This window comes from Polyangium spumosum (assembly GCF_009649845.1).
GTDB lineage: Bacteria > Myxococcota_A > Polyangia > Polyangiales > Polyangiaceae > Polyangium > Polyangium spumosum.
Window position 1 is genome coordinate 22,457 of the sequence record NZ_WJIE01000015.1, and the last position, 21,107, is coordinate 43,563.

The 21,107-nt window shown below is 70.3% G+C and carries 21 protein-coding genes; 10 read left to right on the forward strand and 11 right to left on the reverse strand.

Features of this window, described 5'->3' with window-relative positions; translation table 11 throughout:
- The 4 genes from GF068_RS34765 (at position 1) to GF068_RS34780 (ending at position 3,921) form a co-directional block, all read left to right on the forward strand.
- Positions 1–705, forward strand: a complete 705-nt coding sequence (locus GF068_RS34765; RefSeq protein ID WP_153823844.1) for a dienelactone hydrolase family protein — start codon at positions 1–3, stop codon at positions 703–705.
- A 722-nt stretch (positions 706–1,427) separates the two neighbouring features.
- Complete coding sequence (locus GF068_RS34770) at positions 1,428–2,486, forward strand: type III polyketide synthase (RefSeq protein ID WP_153823845.1); 1,059 nt, start codon at positions 1,428–1,430, stop codon at positions 2,484–2,486.
- A 56-nt stretch (positions 2,487–2,542) separates the two neighbouring features.
- Positions 2,543–3,499 carry an aldo/keto reductase gene (locus GF068_RS34775; protein WP_153823846.1) on the forward strand — a complete coding sequence of 319 codons (957 nt, stop codon included), beginning with the start codon at positions 2,543–2,545 and terminating at the stop codon, positions 3,497–3,499.
- Positions 3,500–3,528: 29 nt separating this feature from the next.
- Positions 3,529–3,921 (forward strand): nuclear transport factor 2 family protein, encoded by a 393-nt coding sequence (locus GF068_RS34780; protein WP_153823968.1) that lies wholly within the window; start codon positions 3,529–3,531, stop codon positions 3,919–3,921.
- 46 nt (positions 3,922–3,967) lie between these two features.
- Here the strand turns inward: GF068_RS34780 and GF068_RS34785 are convergent, their stop codons facing one another.
- The 4 genes from GF068_RS34785 to GF068_RS34800 all read right to left on the reverse strand — a co-directional run bounded on the left by GF068_RS34785 (position 3,968) and on the right by GF068_RS34800 (position 7,948).
- A complete protein-coding gene (locus GF068_RS34785; RefSeq protein ID WP_153823847.1) occupies positions 3,968–4,663 on the reverse strand; it encodes a hypothetical protein in 696 nt (231 codons plus the stop codon).
- A 149-nt stretch (positions 4,664–4,812) separates the two neighbouring features.
- Positions 4,813–5,955 carry a dipeptide epimerase gene (locus GF068_RS34790; RefSeq protein WP_153823848.1) on the reverse strand — a complete coding sequence of 381 codons (1,143 nt, stop codon included), beginning with the start codon at positions 5,953–5,955 and terminating at the stop codon, positions 4,813–4,815.
- A 23-nt stretch (positions 5,956–5,978) separates the two neighbouring features.
- Complete coding sequence (locus tag GF068_RS34795; RefSeq protein WP_338046693.1) at positions 5,979–7,265, reverse strand: HAMP domain-containing sensor histidine kinase; 1,287 nt, start codon at positions 7,263–7,265, stop codon at positions 5,979–5,981.
- Positions 7,262–7,948, reverse strand: a complete 687-nt coding sequence (locus GF068_RS34800; RefSeq protein ID WP_153823849.1) for a response regulator transcription factor — start codon at positions 7,946–7,948, stop codon at positions 7,262–7,264. Before GF068_RS34800 ends, GF068_RS34795 begins: the two co-directional genes overlap by 4 nt.
- Positions 7,949–8,343: 395 nt before the next feature.
- On the opposite strand from GF068_RS34800, the gene GF068_RS34805 reads away from it, so the two are divergent.
- From GF068_RS34805 to GF068_RS34815, 3 genes are all read left to right on the forward strand, one after another.
- Positions 8,344–8,811 (forward strand): hypothetical protein, encoded by a 468-nt coding sequence (locus GF068_RS34805; protein ID WP_153823850.1) that lies wholly within the window; start codon positions 8,344–8,346, stop codon positions 8,809–8,811.
- 134 nt (positions 8,812–8,945) lie between these two features.
- Complete coding sequence (locus GF068_RS34810; protein WP_153823851.1) at positions 8,946–9,461, forward strand: hypothetical protein; 516 nt, start codon at positions 8,946–8,948, stop codon at positions 9,459–9,461.
- Complete coding sequence (locus GF068_RS34815; RefSeq protein WP_153823852.1) at positions 9,458–11,020, forward strand: GMC family oxidoreductase N-terminal domain-containing protein; 1,563 nt, start codon at positions 9,458–9,460, stop codon at positions 11,018–11,020. Before GF068_RS34810 ends, GF068_RS34815 begins: the two co-directional genes overlap by 4 nt.
- 5 nt (positions 11,021–11,025) lie before the next feature.
- Here the strand turns inward: GF068_RS34815 and GF068_RS34820 are convergent, their stop codons facing one another.
- From GF068_RS34820 to GF068_RS34835, 4 genes are all read right to left on the reverse strand, one after another.
- Entirely contained in the window at positions 11,026–11,988 is a 963-nt protein-coding gene (locus tag GF068_RS34820) for an alpha/beta fold hydrolase (RefSeq protein ID WP_153823853.1), read from the reverse strand.
- 102 nt (positions 11,989–12,090) lie between these two features.
- Entirely contained in the window at positions 12,091–14,394 is a 2,304-nt protein-coding gene (locus GF068_RS34825) for a hypothetical protein (RefSeq protein ID WP_206079613.1), read from the reverse strand.
- A gap of 180 nt (positions 14,395–14,574) precedes the next feature.
- A complete protein-coding gene (locus tag GF068_RS34830; RefSeq protein ID WP_240807881.1) occupies positions 14,575–15,531 on the reverse strand; it encodes a nucleotidyltransferase family protein in 957 nt (318 codons plus the stop codon).
- A gap of 94 nt (positions 15,532–15,625) precedes the next feature.
- Positions 15,626–16,528, reverse strand: a complete 903-nt coding sequence (locus tag GF068_RS34835) for a SirB1 family protein (protein WP_153823854.1) — start codon at positions 16,526–16,528, stop codon at positions 15,626–15,628.
- Positions 16,529–16,588: 60 nt separating this feature from the next.
- Here GF068_RS34835 and GF068_RS34840 point away from each other — a divergent pair, with 60 nt between their 5' ends.
- On the forward strand, positions 16,589–16,909 hold the full coding sequence (locus GF068_RS34840; protein ID WP_153823855.1) for a PilZ domain-containing protein: 321 nt from the start codon (positions 16,589–16,591) through the stop codon (positions 16,907–16,909).
- 93 nt (positions 16,910–17,002) lie between these two features.
- Here the strand turns inward: GF068_RS34840 and GF068_RS34845 are convergent, their stop codons facing one another.
- The 3 genes from GF068_RS34845 to GF068_RS34855 form a co-directional block, all read right to left on the reverse strand.
- Complete coding sequence (locus GF068_RS34845) at positions 17,003–18,232, reverse strand: FecR domain-containing protein (RefSeq protein ID WP_153823856.1); 1,230 nt, start codon at positions 18,230–18,232, stop codon at positions 17,003–17,005.
- Positions 18,229–18,882 (reverse strand): RNA polymerase sigma factor, encoded by a 654-nt coding sequence (locus tag GF068_RS34850; protein ID WP_338046694.1) that lies wholly within the window; start codon positions 18,880–18,882, stop codon positions 18,229–18,231. Before GF068_RS34850 ends, GF068_RS34845 begins: the two co-directional genes overlap by 4 nt.
- A gap of 341 nt (positions 18,883–19,223) precedes the next feature.
- A complete protein-coding gene (locus GF068_RS34855; RefSeq protein WP_153823857.1) occupies positions 19,224–19,604 on the reverse strand; it encodes a hypothetical protein in 381 nt (126 codons plus the stop codon).
- Positions 19,605–19,796: 192 nt separating this feature from the next.
- On the opposite strand from GF068_RS34855, the gene GF068_RS34860 reads away from it, so the two are divergent.
- Both GF068_RS34860 and GF068_RS34865 read left to right on the forward strand, forming a co-directional pair.
- Entirely contained in the window at positions 19,797–20,660 is an 864-nt protein-coding gene (locus GF068_RS34860) for a purine-nucleoside phosphorylase (RefSeq protein WP_153823858.1), read from the forward strand.
- On the forward strand, positions 20,657–21,103 hold the full coding sequence (locus GF068_RS34865; protein ID WP_206079615.1) for a cytidine deaminase: 447 nt from the start codon (positions 20,657–20,659) through the stop codon (positions 21,101–21,103). The genes GF068_RS34860 and GF068_RS34865 overlap by 4 nt, the downstream gene beginning before the upstream one ends.
- Positions 21,104–21,107: the final 4 nt, after the last annotated feature.

The window sequence follows — 21,107 nt, forward strand, 5'->3', positions numbered from 1 at the left end:
ATGAACATTCGCACCGAGCGCGTCCAGATCCCCGTCGGCGACGGAACGACGATGAGCGGTTACCTCTGCCGGCCCGAGGGTGACGAGCCCCGCCCCGCGATCCTCGTCCTGCAGGAGATCTTCGGCGTCAATGCGCACATCCGCGACGTCGCCGAGCGCTTCGCCCGCGAGGGGTACGTGACGCTCGCGCCCGACCTCTTCCACCGCATCTCGCCCGGCTACGAGGGCGGCTACGAGGACTTCTCCCCCAGCCTGCAGCTCGCGGGGCAATACAAGGGAGAGCAGAGCGAGGCGGACGTGCGCGCCGCCGCCGATTATCTCGACAAGCACCCGGCCGTCGCGGACGGCCGCGTCGCCGCGCTCGGGTTCTGCATGGGCGGGCGGCTCTCGTTCGTGGCGAACGGCGTGGCGAAGCTGCGCTGCGCGGTCTCGTTTTACGGCAACATCGCCCCTGACAAACTCGCGTACGCCGAGACGCAAAGCGGGCCCGTCCTGCTCATCTGGGCCGGCAAGGATCCGTATATCTCGCTGGAATCCACGCGCAGCACGGTCGACGCGCTCCGCAAGCACGAAAAGCCCTACGTCAGCATCGAGTTCTCGCAGTACGACCACGGCTTCTTCTGCGACGCGCGCAGCAATTACGACGCCGTCGCCGCGGCTCAGGCCTGGGCCCTGACGCTCGCCTTCCTGAAATCGCACCTCTGACGGGCGCTCGCCCGAGGCCGGATCACCACGGCGCCGGAGCCCCGCGGGCGTGGGCCTAGTGCGGAGGGGCCGCTCCCGACCACGGGCGTGCGCCCGATGCTGAAGGCGCCGCGCGTTCTCGACATTCGCCCTCGAATTTCCGCCGCGGCGACGACGGGCACGGCACACCCAGTATGCCGTGAATGAAACCGCGCAGCATGTACCCGGCCGGCGCGCTCGATCTCCCACGATGTCGCACAAGGCGTGATGTAGCCCGCTCCGATCGGCGAAGGCGCGACAACACCGGATTCGCGTGGCCGGATTCTCCGAAACGGCCGGCGCGCGCTCGTCTGGTCCAGAGCTTGCTCGCTCCTTTGCAATCGACACGGTCTCCAGGGTGGAGAATCGAGGAGCGATGGTATGCCGGCGGCAGACGGTCACGATTCGGGCACGACACGTGGGTCGATGCCGGGCGCCGAGATCCGCGTCCTCGCGAAGACCATGTTCCGTGATTTCATGAACGCGGGGTATCACGCTCGGGACGTCATTACATTCGCGACCGAGTTATTGGACCTGGTTATCTCGAGCCTACGCCCCACGACATCGGACGCAGCCGCCCTTCGAGAGCGGCGAAAAGGTCCAGATGACGTAGGGAAGTGACGTCGTCGAGGGCGGCCTTTCACGGCGTCCTGGCTCTCATCCTTGACCTGCGTCGACACGAGACCACTCACGGAGGAGGGATCATGGCCACCTTGTGCAGGCCCGAAGTCGCGGTTCCGGAGAACATCGTCACGATGGCCGATACGCTGAGGCTCGCAGAGCGGCTCCACGCGGGCAAACCGCAATTGAAGCTCGCATTGCGCCTCATCAGCAGCACCGGGGTGCAGAAGCGGCACATCGTGCAGCCCCTGGAGCAGACCCTCGAGCACCCGGGCTTCGAGGCGCGAAACAAGATCTACGAGGCCGAGGCGAAGCGCCGGGTCCCGCCGGTGATAAAGCGGGCGCTGGCGAATGCGGAGCTCTCGGCGGAGGACATCGACGCCATCATCTATGTCTCGTGCACCGGATTCACGATGCCGGCCATGACGGCCTGGCTCGTGAACAAGATGGGGTTCCGCCACGACACGCGGCAGATCCCGATCGCGCAGCTCGGCTGCGCGGCCGGCGCGGCGGCCATCAACCGCGCGCACGACTTCTGCGTGGCGCACCCCGGCGCGAACGTCCTCATCGTCGCCTGCGAGTTCTGCTCGTTATGTTATCAGCCGCCCGACGATGACGTCGGCTCGCTCCTGTCGGACGGGCTCTTCGGGGACGCGGTGGGCGCGGTCGTCGTCCGGGGCCGCGGAGGCTCGGGCATCCGGCTCGAGCGCAATGCGTCGTACCTCATCCCGGACACCGAGGAATGGATCTCGTACCACGTGAAGGAGACGGGCTTCCATTTCCGGCTCGACAAGCGGGTCCCCGGGACGATGAAGCCGCTCGCGCCCGTGGTGCGGCAGCTCGTCGAGCGCCACGGCTGGAACGTGCGCAGCCTCGATTTCTACATCATCCACGCCGGCGGGCCGCGCATCCTCAATGACCTGTGCATGTACCTGGACGTCCCCCAGGAGTCGTTCCGGTACAGCAGGGCCACGTTGACCGAATACGGCAACATCGCCAGCGTGGTGGTGCTCGACTCCCTCGGGCGCCTGTTCGCGGACAACAAAGTCCGCGAGAACGGCGAGGGAGTGATCGCAGGGTTCGGCCCCGGAATCACGGCGGAGATGTCCGTCGGCTCCTGGAGGACGAAGGAAAACCAGTAGGGACGGCCGGCATTCCGCCGCTACCCGTGGATCGAGAAGGACAAGGGGGAATTGCAATGAATCAAGCGCTCGCATATCCGTCGTCGACGTTCACCCTCGGCGGCGACCTCAACGTGCGGCGACTCGGCTATGGCGCGATGTACCTGACCGGCCCCGGCATGTGGGGACCTCCGGCCGACCCCGAGGCGGCCATCCGGCTCCTGCGCCGCGCGGTCGACCTCGGCGTCAATTTCATCGACACCGCCGACTCGTACGGCCCGGATGCCAACGAGCAAATCATCCGCCGCGCCCTCCACCCTTACCCCAAGGGGCTCGTGATCACCACGAAGGGCGGGCTCCTCCGCTCCGGACCCGAGGACTGGACGAACCGCGAAAAACCCTACATCGTCCCCTGCGGGCGCCCGGCGTACCTCCGCCAGCAGGTGGAGATGAGCCTGCGGAACCTCGGGCTCGAGCGGATCGATCTGTATCAGCTCCACCGCATCGACCCGGCCGTGCCGCTGGCCGATCAGCTCGGCGAGCTCGTCCGGCTCCGGGAGCAGGGCAAGATCCGTCATATCGCGCTCTCCGGGCAACCCGAGGTCACGATCGAGCAGCTCACCGCGGCGCGCGCGATCACCGAGATCGTCGCCGTGGAGAACCTCTACAACGTCGCGGACCGCGCCGGCGAGCCGGTCCTGCGCCATTGCGAACAGAATGGCATCGCCTTCATCCCGTGGTTCCCCATGGGACACGGCGCCCTCGCCGGCCCCGACAGCATCCTCGCCGGGTGGGCCAGAAAGCGCGATCTCAAGCCCGCCCAGGTCGCCCTCGCGTGGCTCTTGCACAAGTCGCCGGCCATTCTCGCGATCCCCGGCACCTCCTCCATCAAGCACCTGGAAGAGAACTGCCGCGCCGCCGAGATCGAGCTGAGCGAGAAGGACATGGCCGAGATCGCCGACATCGCCGCGAGCGTGCCGACGTGGCGTCCCTCGGCGGCGCACGCCGACTCCACCACCGAGGAGGCGTCGTGACGACCGCCGCCCTTCACCCCAACGTCCGCATGTTGCGCGCCGTGTACGCCGATCTGACGCGCATCGGGGAGTTCGCCGCTGACGATATGGTCCTCCACAGGGCGGATCGGGCGTTTTATCGCGAGGCCGCGGCGGGCCGCGTCGTCGGCCGGGAGGCCGCCGTCCGCCACGAGCGTGATCTCATCCGCTCGACCGGCGGCACGCTGGTGATGGACGTGGAGCAGATCGTCGCGAACGACCATTTCGGGGCCGTCTTCGGCGTCCTGCGGGCGCGGCGCGAAGACGGGGCGACCCTCGCGGTGCCGTTCTGCGGTCTATGGCGCTTCCGTGAAGGCCTGATCCTGGAGCACTGGGAGAACGCCTACGACCTGGCTGCCGTCCAGGCCTTCCTCAGCGGCGAGGCGAGCGCCGTCCGCGCGTAGCGGGGACGAGCATCGAAGCCGATCTCCGGACCTCGGGCCCCGCCGTTTAATGGCCGGCGGGGCCCAGGTCCACCTCGCCGCCTGGATACACGAACGAATCGCTCGGCGAGTAGAAACACGAGCCCGACACGACGTTCAGCGGCGAGGCGGGGCGGAGCGCGTAGACGGGGTGATCGGGCGCGAGCATCTCGATCGAGAGCACCTCGAACGGGGTCACGAGGTCACCGATGTACGGGTATCTCCCGCCGAGGATTCGATTGCCGAGGCGCGTGAGATAAAAGAGGTGGCCGCGGGCGACCATGCCGATCTCCTTGCCGATGCGGGCGCGGGAGCGGATCACGGGGACGCTGTCCACGGAGGTCGTCGCCGTCACGACGTCGTTCTCCACCTCGAGCGTGGTCTCGCCGGCCGAGGCCGGGACGCCGCGCTCGAGCGCGTAGGCGCGGACGCGCTCGGACGAGTTCAGGTAATGCGTGAAGAAGCGGCCCGGGGTCACGCCGTCCGGCGCCGTGTGGCCGTCGAGGTCGAGGCCGAGGTACGTGAGCGAATAGGCGCCGAAGCCCGTCGTCTGCTCGGGCGTATCGACAACGTATTGGTTCATGTACACCGCGTCGTTCTTCGCGGGGCGGAGCACGGCGGGCAAGAGGCGCGCGCAGGCCTTTGGATCGGCGGGGATCCAGCTCGTGTAGAGCATGCGGCTGTGAATGACGAGCTGCGGCGAGACGAGCGGACCTTCGGACATCCATGCCTCCAGGAACGAGACGATCCGAGCGTACACGGGCCCTCGGCCCGGACAAGACGCCGCGGAGGGCGGAAAGCTGCCCGACGCAGCGCATAAAATGATCAGACGCGCTTCACCTGTTCAGGGCAGGGACGGTTTGCCCGTCCTCGTCACGCGATGGCCGTCACGCCGAGCCCCGGCGCCTCCGGCAATTCGTAGAGCGGCCCCTGCGCCTCGTATCCGCCCCGATAAGGATCCTCCGCGAGCAACCAGGCCGTATCCAGATCGACGAAATCGACCCCCCCGAGCGCCGCCGCCACGTGCGCGCCGGCCGTCATGCCGAGCCGCGTCTCCACCATTCCGCCGATCATGATCGGCATCCCCGCCTCCTTCGCCGCCCTCCCCACCGCGAGCGCCCCGAGCGGCCCGCCCGATTTCACGAGCTTGAGGTTCACCCCGTCCGCGGCGTTCGCCGCCCGCACCCTCGCGAGATCGGCCAGCGTCTTCACGGACTCGTCCGCGATCACGGGCGGCGCGAGCGCCGCGGCCACGGCCGCCATTCCTTCGAGATCGTCCGCGGCGCACGGCTGCTCCCAGCACTCGACCGCGAGCCCGCGGGCCTCGGCGGCGCGCCCCATCGAAATCGCCTCCGCCGCGGAGAAACCCGCGTTCGCGTCGATACGGAGCCGCGCGTCCGGCACGGCGCTCTGGATCGCGAAGAGCGCCGCGAGGTCCTTTTCGAGGTCCTTGCCGACCTTCACCTTGAAATGGCGAAACCCCCGCGCCGCCCAGCCCTGCGCGAGCTCGGCCATCCGCGCGGGCTCGGCGATCGGGATCGTGATGTCCGTGCTGAGGCTACGCGTCGCCGCGCCCCGCGCCCCGCCGAGCAGGCGCCGCAGCGGCACCCCGACGAGCCGCGCCCACGCGTCGAGCAGCGCCGTCTCCAGCGCCGCCCGCGCCACCGGCTTGCCCCCGAGCGCGTCGTCGAGCTTCGCCCCGAGGTCGGCGAGCGCCACGAGCGACACGCCCTCCTCGCCGTCCACGCGCGGCAACACGAGGGTCTGCCCCGACAAACGACCCGCGGCCGCCGCGAGCGCCGCGAGCACCTCCGGCTGATCCTCGACCGTCACCGGCCAGAGCGCCGCGCCCTCGCCGAGCCCCTCGGCCCGCGCGCCGCCCTCGGCCAGCGTCACCCGCACCTCCGCGGAGCGCGTCACGGTCACGCGGCCCGTGGCGATGACGAACGGATCGCAGAGCGGCACCGAGAGAGGACGGACGACGATCGCCTCGACGTGGACCTCGCGGGAAAACATCGGCGCCACGCTTAGCACAGTCGTTACACGTTTCGACGCGCGACCGCCGGCAGCTCCATCCCGATCCGCGCGCCCCCTCCCTCCCGGTTCGCCGCCCGCGCGCGGCCCCCGTGCGCCTCGGCGATCCGCGAGACCAGCGAGAGCCCGAGCCCGAGCGACCCCTGCTCCCGCGCCTTCTCGTCCGGCCGGCGGTAAAACGGCTCGAAGATCCGCTTCTCCTCGCCGGGCGAGAGGCCCCGGCCCGCGTCCTCGACCTCGAAGACGACCCCACCCTCGGCCGCCGTGATCCGGAGCGCGACCACGCCGCCGCCGTGCTTCTTCGCATTGTCGAGCAGGTTCGCTAGCGCCCGCGCGCAGAGCGTGGGATCGGCCTCGAAGGGCTCCGGCGCTCCGTCGACGACGAGCGCGTCCTCGCCGATCCCCGCGCGGTCGAGCGCGCGCAGGCCCACCTCCACCGGATCGAGCCGCTCCTTCGCCAGCGCCGTGAAATCGAGCCGGCTCTGCGCGAGCAAGTCCCCGACGAGGGCGTCGATCTCCACGACCTCGCGATCGAGCGCGTCGAGGTTCTTCTGCACGGAGACGCCGTCCCGCGTGAGCTCCGTGAGCAGGCGGATGCGCGAGAGCGGCGTGCGCAGCTCGTGTGAGACCGCCGCGAGCAGCTCCCGCTGATCGCCGATCTGCCGCTCGATCCGCGCGGCCATCTCGTTCATCGCGGCAGACAGCACCACGGCCTCGCCGTGCACGTGCCGCCCCATCCGCGCCCGCGCGCCGTAGTTGCCGCGGCCGATCTCGCCCGCCACGCGCGCGAGCTCCTCGAGCGGGCGCGAGAGCCCGCGCGACACCGCGCCCGAGAGCGCCCACAAGATCATGCTCGCCGCCCCGAGCGGCAGGAGCCATCGCAGCGCGCCGTGCGCGCGCGGCCGCTCGGCGCAGATCGTCACGGCGCCGAGACGCTCGCTCCCACGCGTGACGGGCGCCTCGAGCGTCCACGCCTTCCGCCCGCAGGCGCCGCCGAACGCCTCGAGCTCCGCGCCGCTCGTGTCGCGCAGGATCACGCTGACCTCGAGATCCTGCGCCATCGAGCGGGCGAGCGCCTCGCGGGCGCGACCGTCGTCCCACACCTCGCCGAAGCGCCCGCCCACGAAGGTCCGGGCGCGGCTCAGCTCGCGCGCCCAGGCCGGGCCGCCCGGCGCCGAGACGAGCAACATCACCAGCGAGAAGGCCACGCCCGAGACCAGGATCGCCACGCCGAACCACACGAAGAGGCGGCGCTGCAGCCGGGCGCGCACGTAACACGACAGCCGGTTCACGACTTCTCTTTCGCCAGCACGTACCCCACGCCGCGCACCGTCTTGATGAGCCGGGGCGCGCGTGGATCATCGCCGAGCTTCTGCCTGAGGTGCGAGATGTGCACGTCGACCGTCCGTTCTCCGACGATCACGTCGCCGCGCCCCGCCTCCGAGAGCAACGCGTCCCTCGCGACCACGCGCCCGGGGCGGCGGGCCAGCGCGCAGAGCAGATCGAACTCGAGGCCCGTGAGCTCCACGAGCGCGCCGTCGCGCGTCACCACGCGCCCGGGCACGTCGATGACGATGTCGCCCGCGACGATCCGCTCGCCGGCGGCCTCGGGGCGGGCCCTGCGCAGCACGGCCTTGATGCGGGCGACGAGCTCGCGCGGGCTGAAGGGCTTCGGCACGTAGTCGTCGGCGCCGATCTCGAGCCCCACCACGCGATCCGTCTCGTCTCCGCGCGCCGTGAGCATGAGGATCGGGATCGAATTTTTCTGCCGGATCCGACGACAAACCTCGATCCCGTCCATCCCGGGCATCATCACGTCGAGCAGCACGACGTCGAACGTGCCCGCCTCGAGCGCGGCGAGCCCGCGGGGTCCGTCCGGGGCTCCGATCACGTGGAAGCCGTTCTGCTCGAGGTAACTCGAGAGCAGCTCGAAGAGCCGGACGTCGTCGTCGATGAGGAGCACGCGGAGCGCCATGGCGAGCCGAGCGTATCAGGGCCACGGAAGCGGGCCGAATCCGAGCATGCGCCCGCTCCGTGAAGACCACACGGCGCCGCGCGTGAAGAATTGCAAAGACGCCCGCGCGCGGACGACGAAACTTTCCATCATGCCCACCCGACGCCCATTCTGAAAGAGCAAACGCTATGGACGGATGAGGGCTGAATTCCTGTACACATTCCCGGGATCCGGGGGCCGGAAAACGAAAGTCCTTGCTCTTCCGGCAGGTAAACTGGTAAGTAGAAGAGTCATCGCGGAACACCACTTTGGGTTCCGCAGGTATTCGAATTCACGGCTCGCCGTGCCGTTGCACGGGGAACGTGTATTCGACGCTGCTTCTCACGACGCGCGACGATGCGCGTAGGAGTCTCCCCATGAATACGCTTCGTTCGATCTCCGGGCTCTTTGCGATGGCTTCCCTCTTCGCGTTCGCCGCCGGGTGTAGCGTCGGCGAGAAGGAGGAGTTCGTCGGGCAGGGTGAGCAGCAGCTCATCGATGCCTGCGAGTGCCCGGTCGTCGGAGGGACCTCGAACCTCATCGCGCCGCCCGAGTGCGACTGTCCTCCGGAGGAAGAGCCGCCGGTCGAGGAGCCGCCGGCCGATGAGTGCCCGCCGGATCACGAGCTCGTCTGCCAGGTGAAGGCCCCGAGCAGCGGCACCTCGTCGCTGATCGCTCCGCCGGACGAGCCGGAGCCGGAGTGCGAGTGCGTTCCGGTCGAGGCCCCCTGCCCGCCGCACGCCGTCGAGGTCACGACCTGCGGCGGTATCCTCGCGCCGAAGGGCGCGGCGAGCATCTGGGGCGGAAGTGGAGCCTGCTCCACGCAGTGCGTCCTCCCCTACTGATCGACTGACCTCGGCGAGAAACACCCCGCCGAACGCCTCGGGACCACCCGGGGCGTTTTGCGTTTGTCCCCCGCCCTCGTGATCCGTCACGTCTAAAACCGGTATCCATCCGAACAAGTGCTAGGCTTCGGCCGATGTCGGACGTCGCTTCGGGGACGCAGTCGGGAGCCGAAGTCGCAGTGGATCGGCTCGATTGGCCGGTGCGGGGCCTGTCGGCGCGGTCGCGCCGCGTGGTCTTCGCCTACGCGGAGGCCATGTACGCGGACGAGGACGAACGAGGCATGATCGTGCCGGCGAGCCCGGCCATCTGCGAGCGCGCGACCGCGTGGCTCGACCATTCGGTGGGCCGCGCGAGCAGCGACCTGCGCCGCGGCTTCGTGGTCCTCACGCTGCTTTTGGAGATGCTGCCGCTCTTCGTGATCGGCGCGTTCTCCCGCATGAGCCGCCTGCCCATCGCGCGGCGGGTCCACTACCTGGAGGCGCTCGAGCAGAGCCAGATCGGCCTGCTCGCCATGTTGCTCGTGGCCTTCAAGGTGCCGACGAGCGTGGCCGTCTTCGAGGAGGGCGAGGAGCTCGCCTCGACGGGCTTCGATCGACCGAGCACGAGCGCGCGTCGCAGGCTACCCGTCGCGCCGGAGCGAGCGCGATGAACGACCTCCCATCGGGCGAACCGATCGTCCACGGGCGAGACTTGCAGGGGCCGTTCGAGGCCTCGTGTGACGTGGTCGTGGTCGGGTCCGGGGCGGGCGGCTCGGTGGCGGCGACGTTGCTCGCCGAGGCGGGCCTGCGGGTGATCGTGCTCGAAGAGGGGCCGTACTACCGGCCCGACGAGTACCAGCAGTTCCGGCCGAGCGAAGCGCTGCGCAAGCTCTTCCGCGAGTCGGGGATGGCGACCGCGTTTGGCCTCGGACAGACGCCGATCATCGCCATCACCATGGGGCGCGCGGTGGGAGGTTCGTCGCTCCTGACGGGCGGCGTCTGCTTCCGGATCCCGGGCGAGGTGCACCATCGATGGGTCCACGACCTCGGGCTCGACGAGCTCTCCGAGCGCGCGCTCGAGCCGGCGTACGAGGACGTCGAGCGGAGGATCTCCGTGCACGAAGTGCCGGCCGCGATGCGATCACGATCGACGCAAAAATTCGTCGAGGGCGCGGCGAAGCTCGGGATCGGCATGAAGCCGCTGCGGCGCAACGCCGAGGCGTGCGAGGGCAACGCGCGGTGCAACTTCACCTGTCCGGCGGGCGCGAAGCGATCGGTGGACGTGGCGTATCTACCTCGGGCGATCACGCGCGGTGCGCGGGTCGTCTCGGACGCGCTCGCGACGCGCGTGCTCACGCAGGACGGGCGCGCGGCGGGCGTCGAGGGCTGGCTGCTCGGCGGCGAGGGCGGGGCGCGCTCGTTCCCGTTCGTGGTGCGCGCGCCGGTGGTCGTGGCCGCGTGCGGGACGCTGCACACGCCGCTCTTGCTCGGAGCGAGCGGGATCGGACGGGCGAGCGAGAAGCTCGGGCGACGCGTGACGCTGCACCCGGGCGTGCGCGTCGCGGCGATGTTCGACGAGGAGCTCGGCGGCTGGGACGGCGCGATGCAGAGCGTGTACTCGGACGATTTCGCGCACGAAGGGATCAAGCTCGTCGGGGTGTACAGCACGGTGAACGTGCTCGCGGCGAGCATGCCGGGCGTGGGCCCGCGGCTGCGGCGGATGGCGCGCGAGGTCCGGAGGCTCGCGGTGTTCGGCGCGATGGTGCACGACGAAGGCGGAGGCACGGTGCGGAGGGGGCCGGGGCGCGAGCCGATCCTGGCGTACGAGATGGCCCCGCGCGATCTCGCGCGTTTGCGCCGCGGGATCACGATCCTCGCGGAGATGGCGCTCGCGGCGGGCGCGCGCGAGGTCTACACGTCGGTGGCGGGCGCGGCGCCGGTGCGATCGAGGGAGGACGCGATCCGACTCGAGCAGGCGAGCTACGACGCGCGTCGCATCGAGTGCATGGCTTTCCATCCGCTCGGGAGCGCGCGGGCCGCGAACGATCCGCGGCGCGGGGTCGTCGATCCGAACGGCGAGGCGTATGAGCTGCCGGGGCTCTTCGTGGCGGATGGATCGATCTTGCCGACGAGCATCGGCGTGAACTCGCAGGTCCCGATCATGGCGATGGCGACGCGGATCGCGTGGCGCCTCGCGGAGAGGTTCCGGAAGATCACGCGCTCGACCTGAGCCCGTCACTCCATCGACGGATCACGCAGATCGCCGAAGAAGTCGATCAGGAGGTTCGAGACCTCGGTCGGCTTCTCCTGCTGCGTCCAGTGGCCACAATCGAGGCGCTCGACGCGCAGGTTCTTCACGTGGGGCCTCGTCAGTTGCTCGACGAGATCGGCGCGCAGGAGCGGGTCCTTCTCCGCCACAATGAGCATCGCCGGCAGCTCGATCTCCGAGGAGGGCAGGTCCTTGTCCTGCTCCCACGAGAGGTCCAGCGCGCGGTACCAGCTCAGGCCGCCGCGGAAGCCGGTGCGCTTGTAGATGCGGACGTACGTGTCGAGATCGATCTTCGACAGGAACGTCTCGCCAGGGCCGATCTTGCCGAGCAACGAGGTCCCATCACCCACGGTCATGAACGCCTCGACGGCGTCTGCGTACTTCCCCGGGCGCATGAGCTTCTGGAACGTATCGCGCACGTCGGCCTCGAGCTCGCGCTCGGCGACGCCCGGCTCGAGGAAGTGACGCATGTAGTACGTCTTGTCCGTCAAGCCGTAGGCGTCGCGGAGCGCGATGCTCGGCGGCACGGGGGCCGGCGCGAGGTGCGGGGCGTTGAGGCTACAGACGCGCTCGGTGCGCTCGGGGTGCCGGAGCGCGAACTGCCACGCCAGCGCGCCGCCCCAGTCGTGCCCGACGACGCCCGCCTTGTCGATGCCGAGCGCGTCGAAGAGCTCGTGGATGTCCTCGACGAGCTCGCGCATCACGTACGCCTCGATCTCCTCGGGCGCGTCCGTGCCGCCGTACCCGCGCAGATCCGGGGTGAGGACGCGGAAGCCCGCCTCGGCGAGGGCGTTGATCTGGCGGCGCCAGGAGTACCAGAGCTCCGGAAAGCCGTGGCAGAGGAGGATCGGATATCCGCGGCCCGCGTCGGTCACGTGCATGCGGATGCCGTTCGAGTCGAGGAAGGTGTGGCGGATGATCGTGCCCATGCGGTGAAGACTCCGGTCTCGCGCTGCTCCCCTCCCCGTCTCCCCCGGGACGGAGCGCGCGTCAACGCTGGGCAGTGACGGGAAGGTGCGTCCCGGTCCCGATCAGGGGCTGGAATCACCCGAGCAGGTGACGAACAGGGTGGCGCCCTGGGAGGGCTCGCCCTCACCAACGAGGCGGATCATGCGGCGCTCGGACTCCGCGCAGCGGGCGACCAGCGCCGGATTTCCGACGGCCGGGTCGGTCGATGCGTCGACGTAGCAGAAGCCACTCACGGGTTCGCCGGCGGGCGTGACCGGGCTCTCCGAGACGTCGTTCTGGCACACCGAGAGCTCCTCGCCTTCGAGCTGCGGGATCTGGCAGAAGCAGTCCCAGTTCGACTCGGGCGAACGGGCGCGGGCCTCGTCGATCGCGGCGGCGTGCTTGGGATCGACGGGGATCCGGGCATGCGCGGGATCACACGAGCAGGCGCCGCCGGTCGCGCGCGCCTCGAGCAGGAGGCAGTTCACCGCGCCCTCGTCGTCGCGGTCGAGCGTGCGCGGCAGGCAGGGGCCGCCGATCTTGCTCTTCAAACGGTCCACCAAAGCGCCGATCGCGGGGCGGTAGCCGTAGTCGGACGTGGTGCGATCCTCGACCTGCTTCGGACAAACCGAGGCGACGATGCCCTGATCGCCGAGGCCACGCAGCACGCCGAGCTGGCGCAGGCCGGGGTAGGCCTTGGCGCGGACGCGTTTCGTGGGCGCGCTCGGATCGCAGAGCGGGTTGTCCGCGGAGCCGTCGCGGCACTCGGCGCAGGTCGGATCGTTCGGACAATCGGTCGCGTCGGGCAGCTTGAAGATACACGCGTACTGCAGGTCGCTGCCGCCCGTGTCGTACTCGTGGCCGTTGATGGAGTTGCCGAGCGGCGAGTCCGCGGACATGTCGGTGTGCTCGCCGGTGATCGGGTGGTGGCCTGCGCGGGGGCCGGTCGACTCGTGCATGAGCGGATCCGCGGGCGGCACGCCCTCGGCGGGGTCACCGAGGATCACGTCCCAGGTCCCGTCCTCGGCCATCACGCGCGCGGTCTTGTAGCCCTTCGTGAGATCCGCCGGATCGCGGGCGATGTCCTGCCACGGCACGCCGACGATGCCGGCGAGGAAGACGAGGTCCGGCGTGCGCACGACGGGCACGCCCGCTTCGAAGTCCACCTTGGGGAAGAGCGGGTTGTCCACGACCTCGCCGCTGCGGGTGGTGATCGTGGGGCTCGAGAATGCCTTCACGTAGCGATCCGTGGGGTAAAGGAAGTCCACGCCGAACCGCTGCTTCTGGTTGAAGCAACGCAGGTCGACGGGGTCCTCGGCGGACTTGAGCGTCGCGACGCTGCCGTCGGCGTTGAAGCAGCTCGGATCCGCGGGGCAACCCTCGGGGGCGGGCAGGCCGCAGGAGCTGCAGCATTTGTCGTTCGGATCGACGGCGCATTCGGCCCTCGGGCGCGGCATCGCGGAGGTGTGCGAGGCGCGGTAGAAGAAGCCGGTCTCCTTGATCGAGCAGTCGTTCTCGTCGCTCAGCATGAGGATCGCGACGAGCGAGTCGGGGCGCAGGAAGTCCTTGCGTTGCTTCAAGAGCACCTCGTCCGTGCCGCTGACCTTCACGTAACCCGCGGAGGCGTCGATCGTCTCGTAGGGCTCGGGGTCGACGAGGAAGCGGTAGATGCTCTCGAGCTGCGACTCGTAGCCGCAGCCGGTTTGTCCGGTGCCGCGGACCATGTCGGCGAGCGCGGGCACGAGGCCGGGCTCGGCGCCGTCGAGGGTGCCGAGTTCCTTCTCGCCCGGGGGGCTCAGGCGTTGCTCCGGATCCCAGGCGAGGAAGCCCTTGTCGGCGTAGGTCGGGACGACCTCGTCCTCTGCGCAGACGTCGGCGCGGGAGACGAGGCGGCCGCGATCGTTCTTCGAGACCTTCGTGTCGGCGCAGCTCAGATCGGACTGGAGATCGGGGCAATGGCCGCCGCCGTGGCCGCCGAGGCTCGAGGAGACGATGCCGATGTGGATGTCGAGCACGGGCTCGAACTCGCGGCGCGAGCCTTTCGGACAGTCCTCCGCGGGGCCCTTCGGCTGCAGGGCGCTCGCGACGGGGACACCCTTGTCGTCGATGCAGGGCGGGTTGACGAGGCTCTCGACGAGGTCGGGGACGGCCTGGGCGAGGATCTGCTGCTTGTCGGCCATGGAGGCCGAGTTGTCGATGCCGAGGACGAGGTCGATCTTGTCGACGCCGCTGTGCGGGACGACCTCGACGATGGTCGAGGTGCTGCGCGGCTCGACGAGGTCGATGGGTCGGTCGAGACACCCGATGGCCACGAGCCCGGGAAAGAGGACGGCGGAGGTGGCAGCGAAGACGCCCGGAAGACCTGGACGAAGAGGACGGCGGTTCATGGAGGGCTCCCTTTCTGGGTTGCGCGGTTGCCGGAGCAACGGCGCCGTCCACCCCTTTCGCAAAAGGAATGCCGTCCAGTTTTGCCGCTTTATTCTCGTCAGGGAGGAAATTTGACAACGAGGTTGGCGGATCGTCCAGTAACGAGCCAACCGAAGTCGTGCTCACCTGGTTGGCAGGGGTCAGGGGTGCGGGGGGGGCTCGTGGATGGCGGCGGTCCAGCGGGCGATCTCCTCGGACGTCATGCTGCCCGCGGGCCAGAGGCGCGCGTCGTCCCAGCCCTCGTCCACGTCGGCGAGGTACTGCGCGCGCGAGAGGAGCGTGCCCCGGCAGATACGACCGCCCTCGGGCGGCGCCGCGGCTTCGGCTTCGAGGCGCGCGACGAGCTCGCGCATGACCCAAGGCGGGATGCGGTGCTGCTCCGTCGGATAGATGAAGCCGAAGAGCACGAGCTGGCTCAAGAGCACCCGCCAGTGCTCGCCGAACCGCGCGACGAGCCGCGGCCAGTTGAGGTCCTCGCAGCACGCGCGCAGCACGTGGGCCACGTCGGCCCCGTCGTAACGCTCGCGCTCCTGGATGAAGGCCTTGGCGAAGATGGTCTCCTCCGCAGGGCAGAGCCCGACCTCGACGCCGAAGACCTCCCCGCGGCTCGCGTGCTCGAACCAGAGATCGTCGACCTCCGCGAGGCCGTTGCCCGAGCTCCAGATCACGTCGACGTGCTCGTCGCCGCACCACGCCTTGGCGAGCCAGTGCGGGAACGCGACGCACGTCGCGTACCCCGCGGCCTCGAGGACCGCGAGCGCCGCGTCGACGTCCCGGCGCCGGACAAAGACGTCGAGATCCCGGGTGCGCCTGCGCATGCCGGCGTGATGGGCGAGCGCGTAGGCGCCGCCGACGAGGAAGGGCACGTCGGAGGCCGCGAGGGCGCGCAGCGAAGCCGCGAAGAAGTCACGCGCCTCGGGGGTCATGTCGAGCTCGAGGATCGCGTTCGGATCGGCCTCGTCCGGCAAGGCGAGCCTCGTGGTCGAGCTCGGCGGAGGTTCACAAGCGACCATGGTTTGAGGGAACGGGAGCCGCGTCGTGTCGAGCGAGCGTGGCGTCCCGGAGGACGAAATGGCGTCAACCGTGCGGCGGAACATCACGGCGGGACGTGTTGCCAGGCAGTTCGCACCGCAAGGGGCGCGGGGACAGAAATCGGAGCCCGCGGCAGGCGCGTGGACGCCTGCGGGATGCCTAGGGCATCTCGGCGAGCGAGCGCTCGAGCGCGGCGCGCAGGTGGTTCTGCGCGCGGAGCGCGTACGGGCCGTCGGGCGAGGTCTCGAGGTACGTCGCGAGGTGCTCGGCCGCGCGGCCGAACTCGCCCTTCCGATACCACACGACGCCGCGCGCGAGCTCGCGCGGGTACGAGGGATCGAGGGCCGCGAGCTCGTCGATCTTTCGAAGCAGGAAGGCCGCCTGGTCCTCCGCGCCGCGCGGCGGGTGCACGAGGAGGAAGCCGTAGAGCGCGCGTCGCTCGTCGAGCGTGAGGGCGAGCGCGCTGCCCGAGAGGCCGCTGATCTCGTTCCACCGGAGCTTGAAGGAGGCGCGTTGCGCGCGCTCGTCCATGTGCATGACGCACGGCGGCCGGCCCTCGCACCAGCCGTTGCGGGTGAGCACGTCGGCGAAGGGCCCGCCGAGCTCGACGAGCTCGTCCGTGGCCTCGCCGGTCGAGGCGAAGCGACGCACCTCGCGCAGGAAGGAGCGGAGCTGGTAGGCGCGGAGCGCGAGGACGGCGGCGTCGCCCTGGGCGAGGGCGCGGGCGGCGGCCGGGCCGATCCGGCGGCGGAGCTCGGCGAGCATGGCGTCGTCGCCGCCCGCGTCGGCGCGGCCGAAGGCGCGGAGGAGCGAGCCGAGGGCGCGGACGTCGGCGTCGAGCGGGCTCGCCTCGGCGGCGCGGGCGCGGGCGTCGTCCTCGGCCGCGACCTCGGCGAGCCTCCGGGGCTCGACGAGGGGGACGGGCAGCTCGGCGGGCGGGACGGAGCGAGGGACGGCGAGGAGGGCTCCGCTGGCGGCGAGGAAGACCGCGACGAGCCCTGGTTGCCAACCCTCGAGGTGCCGGCCGAACCCTCTGGCGACGCGCGCCTCGTTTTTTGCCACCGCGCTCCGACCTCCGACCGTTTATTGTAGGACGCCGTCGGGGCACGAGGAGAGAAAGTGTTGTCGGAGAAGCGAAGACACCCGCGCAGGGTCGTTCGGCTGGCGGTCGCGTTCCAGGTGGGGGATGGGCCGCGCATCGATGCGTTCTCGCGCGACCTCAGCATCGGCGGCATGTTCATCGTCACCGACAAACCCGCGCCCTTCAACGCGACGGTGAACCTCTACATGCAACTGCCCGGCGTGAAGCACGAGGTCACCGTGAAGGCGACCGTACGCTGGATGGAGCCCGACGGGATGGGCGTGCAGTTCGGCCTGATGGGCGCGCGCGAGACGCACGCGCTGACGCAGCTCCTCACGGGCGCGCCGCTGTCGATTCGCTGAGGTTCGTCCGCGCCTCCCCTCCCCTCTCCCGCGAGGGAGAGGGGCTGGGGGTGAGGGAGTCGCCCAATTCGTTCGACTTCAAACGAATTGGTTTTACCGGCCGAGCTGAAACGGCACGGAGAGATTCCCGCTCGCCCCGACGAACTTGCCCGGGCGGAGCGCGTCGAACACGCACTGCATGAACGGCGGCTCGAGCGGCGGGTCGAAGCGCACGGAGGAGACGGCGCCTTCCTCGTCGAGCGAGACCGTCACCGTGGCCGTGACCGAGAGGCGAACGGAAGGGTCACGACCGCCGTACAACGTGTCGAAGCAACCCGAGAGGCCCGCATGCACGGAGGCGCGCGTGAGGACCGGCGCGGGCTTCGGCGAAGGCGGGACCTCCGGCACGACCGACGGCGCGGGCGCAGGCGGAGGCGGCGCAGCGGGCGCGTCCGGACGATCGGGCGCAGGCGCGAGCGGGCGCTCGGCGACGGTCGCCGGAGGCAGGGCGATCGCAGGCTTCGGCGAGGGTTGTGGTTCCGTGGTCGCGGGCGGCGCCGGCGGGGCCTTGTCCTCGTCGACGGGGAGCATGCGGGCGGTCTCGCCGCCGTCGAGCGAGAAGGAGGCGCGGGCGCGGCCGACGAGGAGGCGGCCGGTCGTGACGCCGGAGCGACCCGCGGGGCCGACGGCGACCGCGCCGTGCTCGAGATCCACGAGGACATCGTCGGGGCCGCGGGTGACGGTGAACGCCGTACCATGCGCGGCGACACGCGTGCGGCCGACGTCGACGGCGAAGGTCTCGACGAGGCCTTCGGTCTTCCGCGGGGTCACGTCGGCGCGCAGGGAGCCCTGCTCGAGGCCGAGCACGAGCGCCTCGCCGGCCTGCGAGGGCGCGACGACGACAGCGGCGCGCGCGCCGGGCGCGAGCGTGACGCGGACCGCGCCACGAAGCACGAGCACGAGCGGCGCCTCGCCGGCCGCGACGCCGTCCCCGGGCCGGAGGAGCGAGAGATCCCGCTCGGACTCGCTGCCCGGCAGGAACGTGATCGTCTCGGGCGCGCGCCACCGGATCGCGACACCCGCGGGCGCCTCGTCCTTCGTCGTCCTCGCGCCGAAGCTCGCCACGGCGATCGCCGCCGCGGCCGCCGCGCAGAGGGCGAGGCCCACACGCGCGCCGCGCCCGATGCGGGGGAGCGCTCGTGACGCGCGCGCTTGCTCGTCCTCTGCGATACGCTGAAGGAGCTCTTGCTCCATCACGTCCCAGGGCAGCTCGGGCGTCTCCTCGGCGGCGAGCGCGTCGCGCATCTGCTCGAGCGAGCGCGCGCGGGAGTCGTGGTCGCTCACGTGGTCTTCCCCTCCAGACGCGCCGACGATCGCGGGCTCCGCTCGGGCGCACCGAGCTGCGCCCCGAGGCCCGCGATTTCATCCACGAGCTGCGCGAGCGCAGGCTCTTCCCGCATCAGCTCGGCGAGCTCGCGCCGCGCGTAGAACAACCTCGTCCGCACGGTCAGCACGGGCGCGTCCACGATCGTGGCGATCTCGGCGGGCGCCATCCCTTCGATGTCGTGCAGCACGTACACGGTGCGCTTCTTCTCGGAGATCCGATCGAGCAGACGCTTGAACGCCACGAGCCTCCGCCGCAGCGTCGCCTCCTCGTCGGGCAAGAGGCCACGGTCGCGCTCGTGCTCGGGCGCGAGGGGCTCGTCCGCGAAGACCGGCCTGCTGCGCTCGGCGCGGCGGATCATGAGCACCACGTTCACCGTGATGCGGTGGATCCAGGTGGAGAACTTCGACTGCCCGCGGAAGTCGCCGAGGCTCCGGTGCACCTGGAGGAAGACCTCCTGCACCACGTCCTCGATGTCGCTCGCGCGGCCGAGCATGCGGAAGACGAGCCGCGCCACGGCCTCGCGGTGCATCCGGTAGAGCTCCGCGAAGGCGCCTCGGTCGCCGGTCCGGGCGCGCCGGACGAGCTCGTCTACGTCGGCGGGATCCACGGGGGCTCGAGTGGAAAGGCTCGCGCTCGGCCATGCGAGGAACGACGCACGAAGGACGGCAGGCGCCGGGAAGGGCGGGACGATCGCGCGCGGCAACGCCACGGGGAACACGAGGGGGTCCGTTGCGCGGCGGCGGGGGCGTATTCACCCGCCCGCCCTTTTGCACGAAATTTGTCCATTTCCCGCGGCCTCCCCCAACGTCGCGACATGATCTACATCGCCGTGGGATTGACCGTCGCTCTCGTCGCCGCCGACCTGCTCGACCTGTCTCGGCGACGCGTCACGCGCCGCCAGCTCGGAGAGCCCTGATCGGCCTGCCGGCGGCGCGTGCGCGGGACACGTCAGCGCTGAAGCGGCAGGCTCTCGGCCTGCGAGGCCACGACCTTCTTGCCGCCGGGGAAGATCGCCTTGAGGTCGACCTTCTCCTGCTTCTTCTGCTCGAGGATGTGGTTGACCGCGCGCAGCATACGCGTCTTCTGCGGGCCGCTGATCGGCTTGCCCGCGATCGCCGAGGCGACCGCGCGGTCCGTCACCGGACGGCCGCTGCGGGGCTTCTTCAGCCCTTCCTTCTTCTTCGCGCCGTCCTCGCTCTTGCGGGCCTGACGCTTCTGCAGACGGATCGACCGATCCTCGGGGCGGAGCTTCTCGATCTGCTGGGACGCCGCGACGAGCCTGCGCGGGTCGATCGACTTGGCCTTGAGGAACTCTTCGAACGTGCTCATCGGATTCACCTTGGAAGCTTTTGGACAGCGAGTTTTCGCGCGAGGCACGGGCGCGAAAGCGCCACCCACGACGCAGGAGGGCGCGCACCCTATCACGGTCGCTCGAACCCTGCACCCTTCTCGAACGCACGAACGTCCAGACGGGCGGGCAAACGTTTACCCGGCCGGTCGCCCTGTACTACCCTCCGAAAAATGAGCCTGATCTCCCACCTCGACGAGGCCGCCTCCGTCATCCGAGCGAAGAGCCCGATCACCCCGGTGGTCGGCGTGGTGCTCGGCTCGGGGCTCGGCGCGTGGGCCGAGAGCCTCGCGGAACCCGTGGTGCTCCCCTACAGCGAAATCCCCTTCATGCCGGTGTCGACCATCGTCGGGCACGCAGGCAAGCTCTGGATCGGCCTCGCGAACGGGGTGCCCGTCGCTTGCCTGCAGGGCCGCGTGCACCTCTACGAGGGCCACGCGCCCGAGCGCGCGGTGTTCGGCGCGAGGTTGCTCGCGCGGCTCGGCTGTCGCGCGGCGCTCTTGACGAACGCCGCGGGCGGCACGAGGCCCACCTTCCAGCCCGGGGACCTGATGCTCATCCGCGATCACCTGAACCTGACGGGACAGAACCCGCTCGTCGGGCCGAACGAGGCCGGGCTCGGCCCGCGCTTCCCCGACATGACCCACGCCTACGATCGGCGCATCGCGGCGCTCGCGCGCGAGGCCGCTTCGGACAGCGGCGTGTCGATCCACGAGGGCATCTACGCAGGCCTGCTCGGCCCGTCGTACGAGACGCCCGCGGAGATCACGATGCTCCGGACGCTCGGCGCGGACGCGGTCGGCATGAGCACGGTGCACGAGGTGATCGCGCTCCGGCACATGGGCGTGCGGTGCGGGGCGATGTCGTGCATCACGAACCTCGCCGCGGGGCTCAGCCCGAGGCCGCTCGATCACAAGGAGGTCGAGGAGACGGCGCGGCAGTCGCGCGAGCGGTTCACGTCGTTGCTCTCGACCTGGGTGCAGAAGGTCGGCGCGGCGATCACCGGCGGCGGGAGCTGGCGAGGAGGCGCGGCTTGACCGATCCTCGAACGAACATCGACTGGGACGCGCTCGTTCGCGCGGCCCTCGACGTGCAGACGCGCGCGCACGCGCCGTACTCGGCCTACCAGGTCGGGGCCGCGCTGCTCACGGCCTCGGGCAAGGTCTTCGCCGGCTGCAACGTGGAGAACGCGTCGTACGGTCTCTCGATCTGCGCGGAGCGATCGGCCATCGTGCAGATGGTCGCGGCGGGCGAGCGGGATCCGGTGGCGCTCGCGGTCGTGACGCCGGGGACGTCGAAGCTCGGGCCGGGCGCCACGAGCCCGCCGATCGGCGCGCCGTGCGGGATGTGCCGGCAGACGCTCGCGGAGTTCGCCGACGACCTGCCCATCCGGATGTCGGTCGCGGGGGATCCGAGCCTCACGCGCACGACGTCGCTCGCAGCGCTCCTGCCGGAGGCGTTCCGCGCGCGTTCGGGCTGAGCGA

Excerpts from the sequence above, each read along its gene's own strand:
- GF068_RS34765 (WP_153823844.1), top strand. The coding sequence starts at position 1 with ATGAACATTCGCACCGAGCGCGTCCAGATCCCCGTCGGCGACGGAACG.
- GF068_RS34770 (WP_153823845.1), top strand. The coding sequence starts at position 1,428 with ATGGCCACCTTGTGCAGGCCCGAAGTCGCGGTTCCGGAGAACATCGTC.
- GF068_RS34775 (WP_153823846.1), top strand. The coding sequence starts at position 2,543 with ATGAATCAAGCGCTCGCATATCCGTCGTCGACGTTCACCCTCGGCGGC.
- GF068_RS34780 (WP_153823968.1), top strand. The coding sequence starts at position 3,529 with ATGTTGCGCGCCGTGTACGCCGATCTGACGCGCATCGGGGAGTTCGCC.
- GF068_RS34785 (WP_153823847.1), bottom strand. The coding sequence starts at position 4,663 with ATGTCCGAAGGTCCGCTCGTCTCGCCGCAGCTCGTCATTCACAGCCGC.
- GF068_RS34790 (WP_153823848.1), bottom strand. The coding sequence starts at position 5,955 with ATGTTTTCCCGCGAGGTCCACGTCGAGGCGATCGTCGTCCGTCCTCTC.
- GF068_RS34800 (WP_153823849.1), bottom strand. The coding sequence starts at position 7,948 with ATGGCGCTCCGCGTGCTCCTCATCGACGACGACGTCCGGCTCTTCGAG.
- GF068_RS34805 (WP_153823850.1), top strand. The coding sequence starts at position 8,344 with ATGAATACGCTTCGTTCGATCTCCGGGCTCTTTGCGATGGCTTCCCTC.
- GF068_RS34810 (WP_153823851.1), top strand. The coding sequence starts at position 8,946 with ATGTCGGACGTCGCTTCGGGGACGCAGTCGGGAGCCGAAGTCGCAGTG.
- GF068_RS34815 (WP_153823852.1), top strand. The coding sequence starts at position 9,458 with ATGAACGACCTCCCATCGGGCGAACCGATCGTCCACGGGCGAGACTTG.
- GF068_RS34820 (WP_153823853.1), bottom strand. The coding sequence starts at position 11,988 with ATGGGCACGATCATCCGCCACACCTTCCTCGACTCGAACGGCATCCGC.
- GF068_RS34825 (WP_206079613.1), bottom strand. The coding sequence starts at position 14,394 with ATGAACCGCCGTCCTCTTCGTCCAGGTCTTCCGGGCGTCTTCGCTGCC.
- GF068_RS34830 (WP_240807881.1), bottom strand. The coding sequence starts at position 15,531 with ATGTTCCGCCGCACGGTTGACGCCATTTCGTCCTCCGGGACGCCACGC.
- GF068_RS34855 (WP_153823857.1), bottom strand. The coding sequence starts at position 19,604 with ATGAGCACGTTCGAAGAGTTCCTCAAGGCCAAGTCGATCGACCCGCGC.
- GF068_RS34860 (WP_153823858.1), top strand. The coding sequence starts at position 19,797 with ATGAGCCTGATCTCCCACCTCGACGAGGCCGCCTCCGTCATCCGAGCG.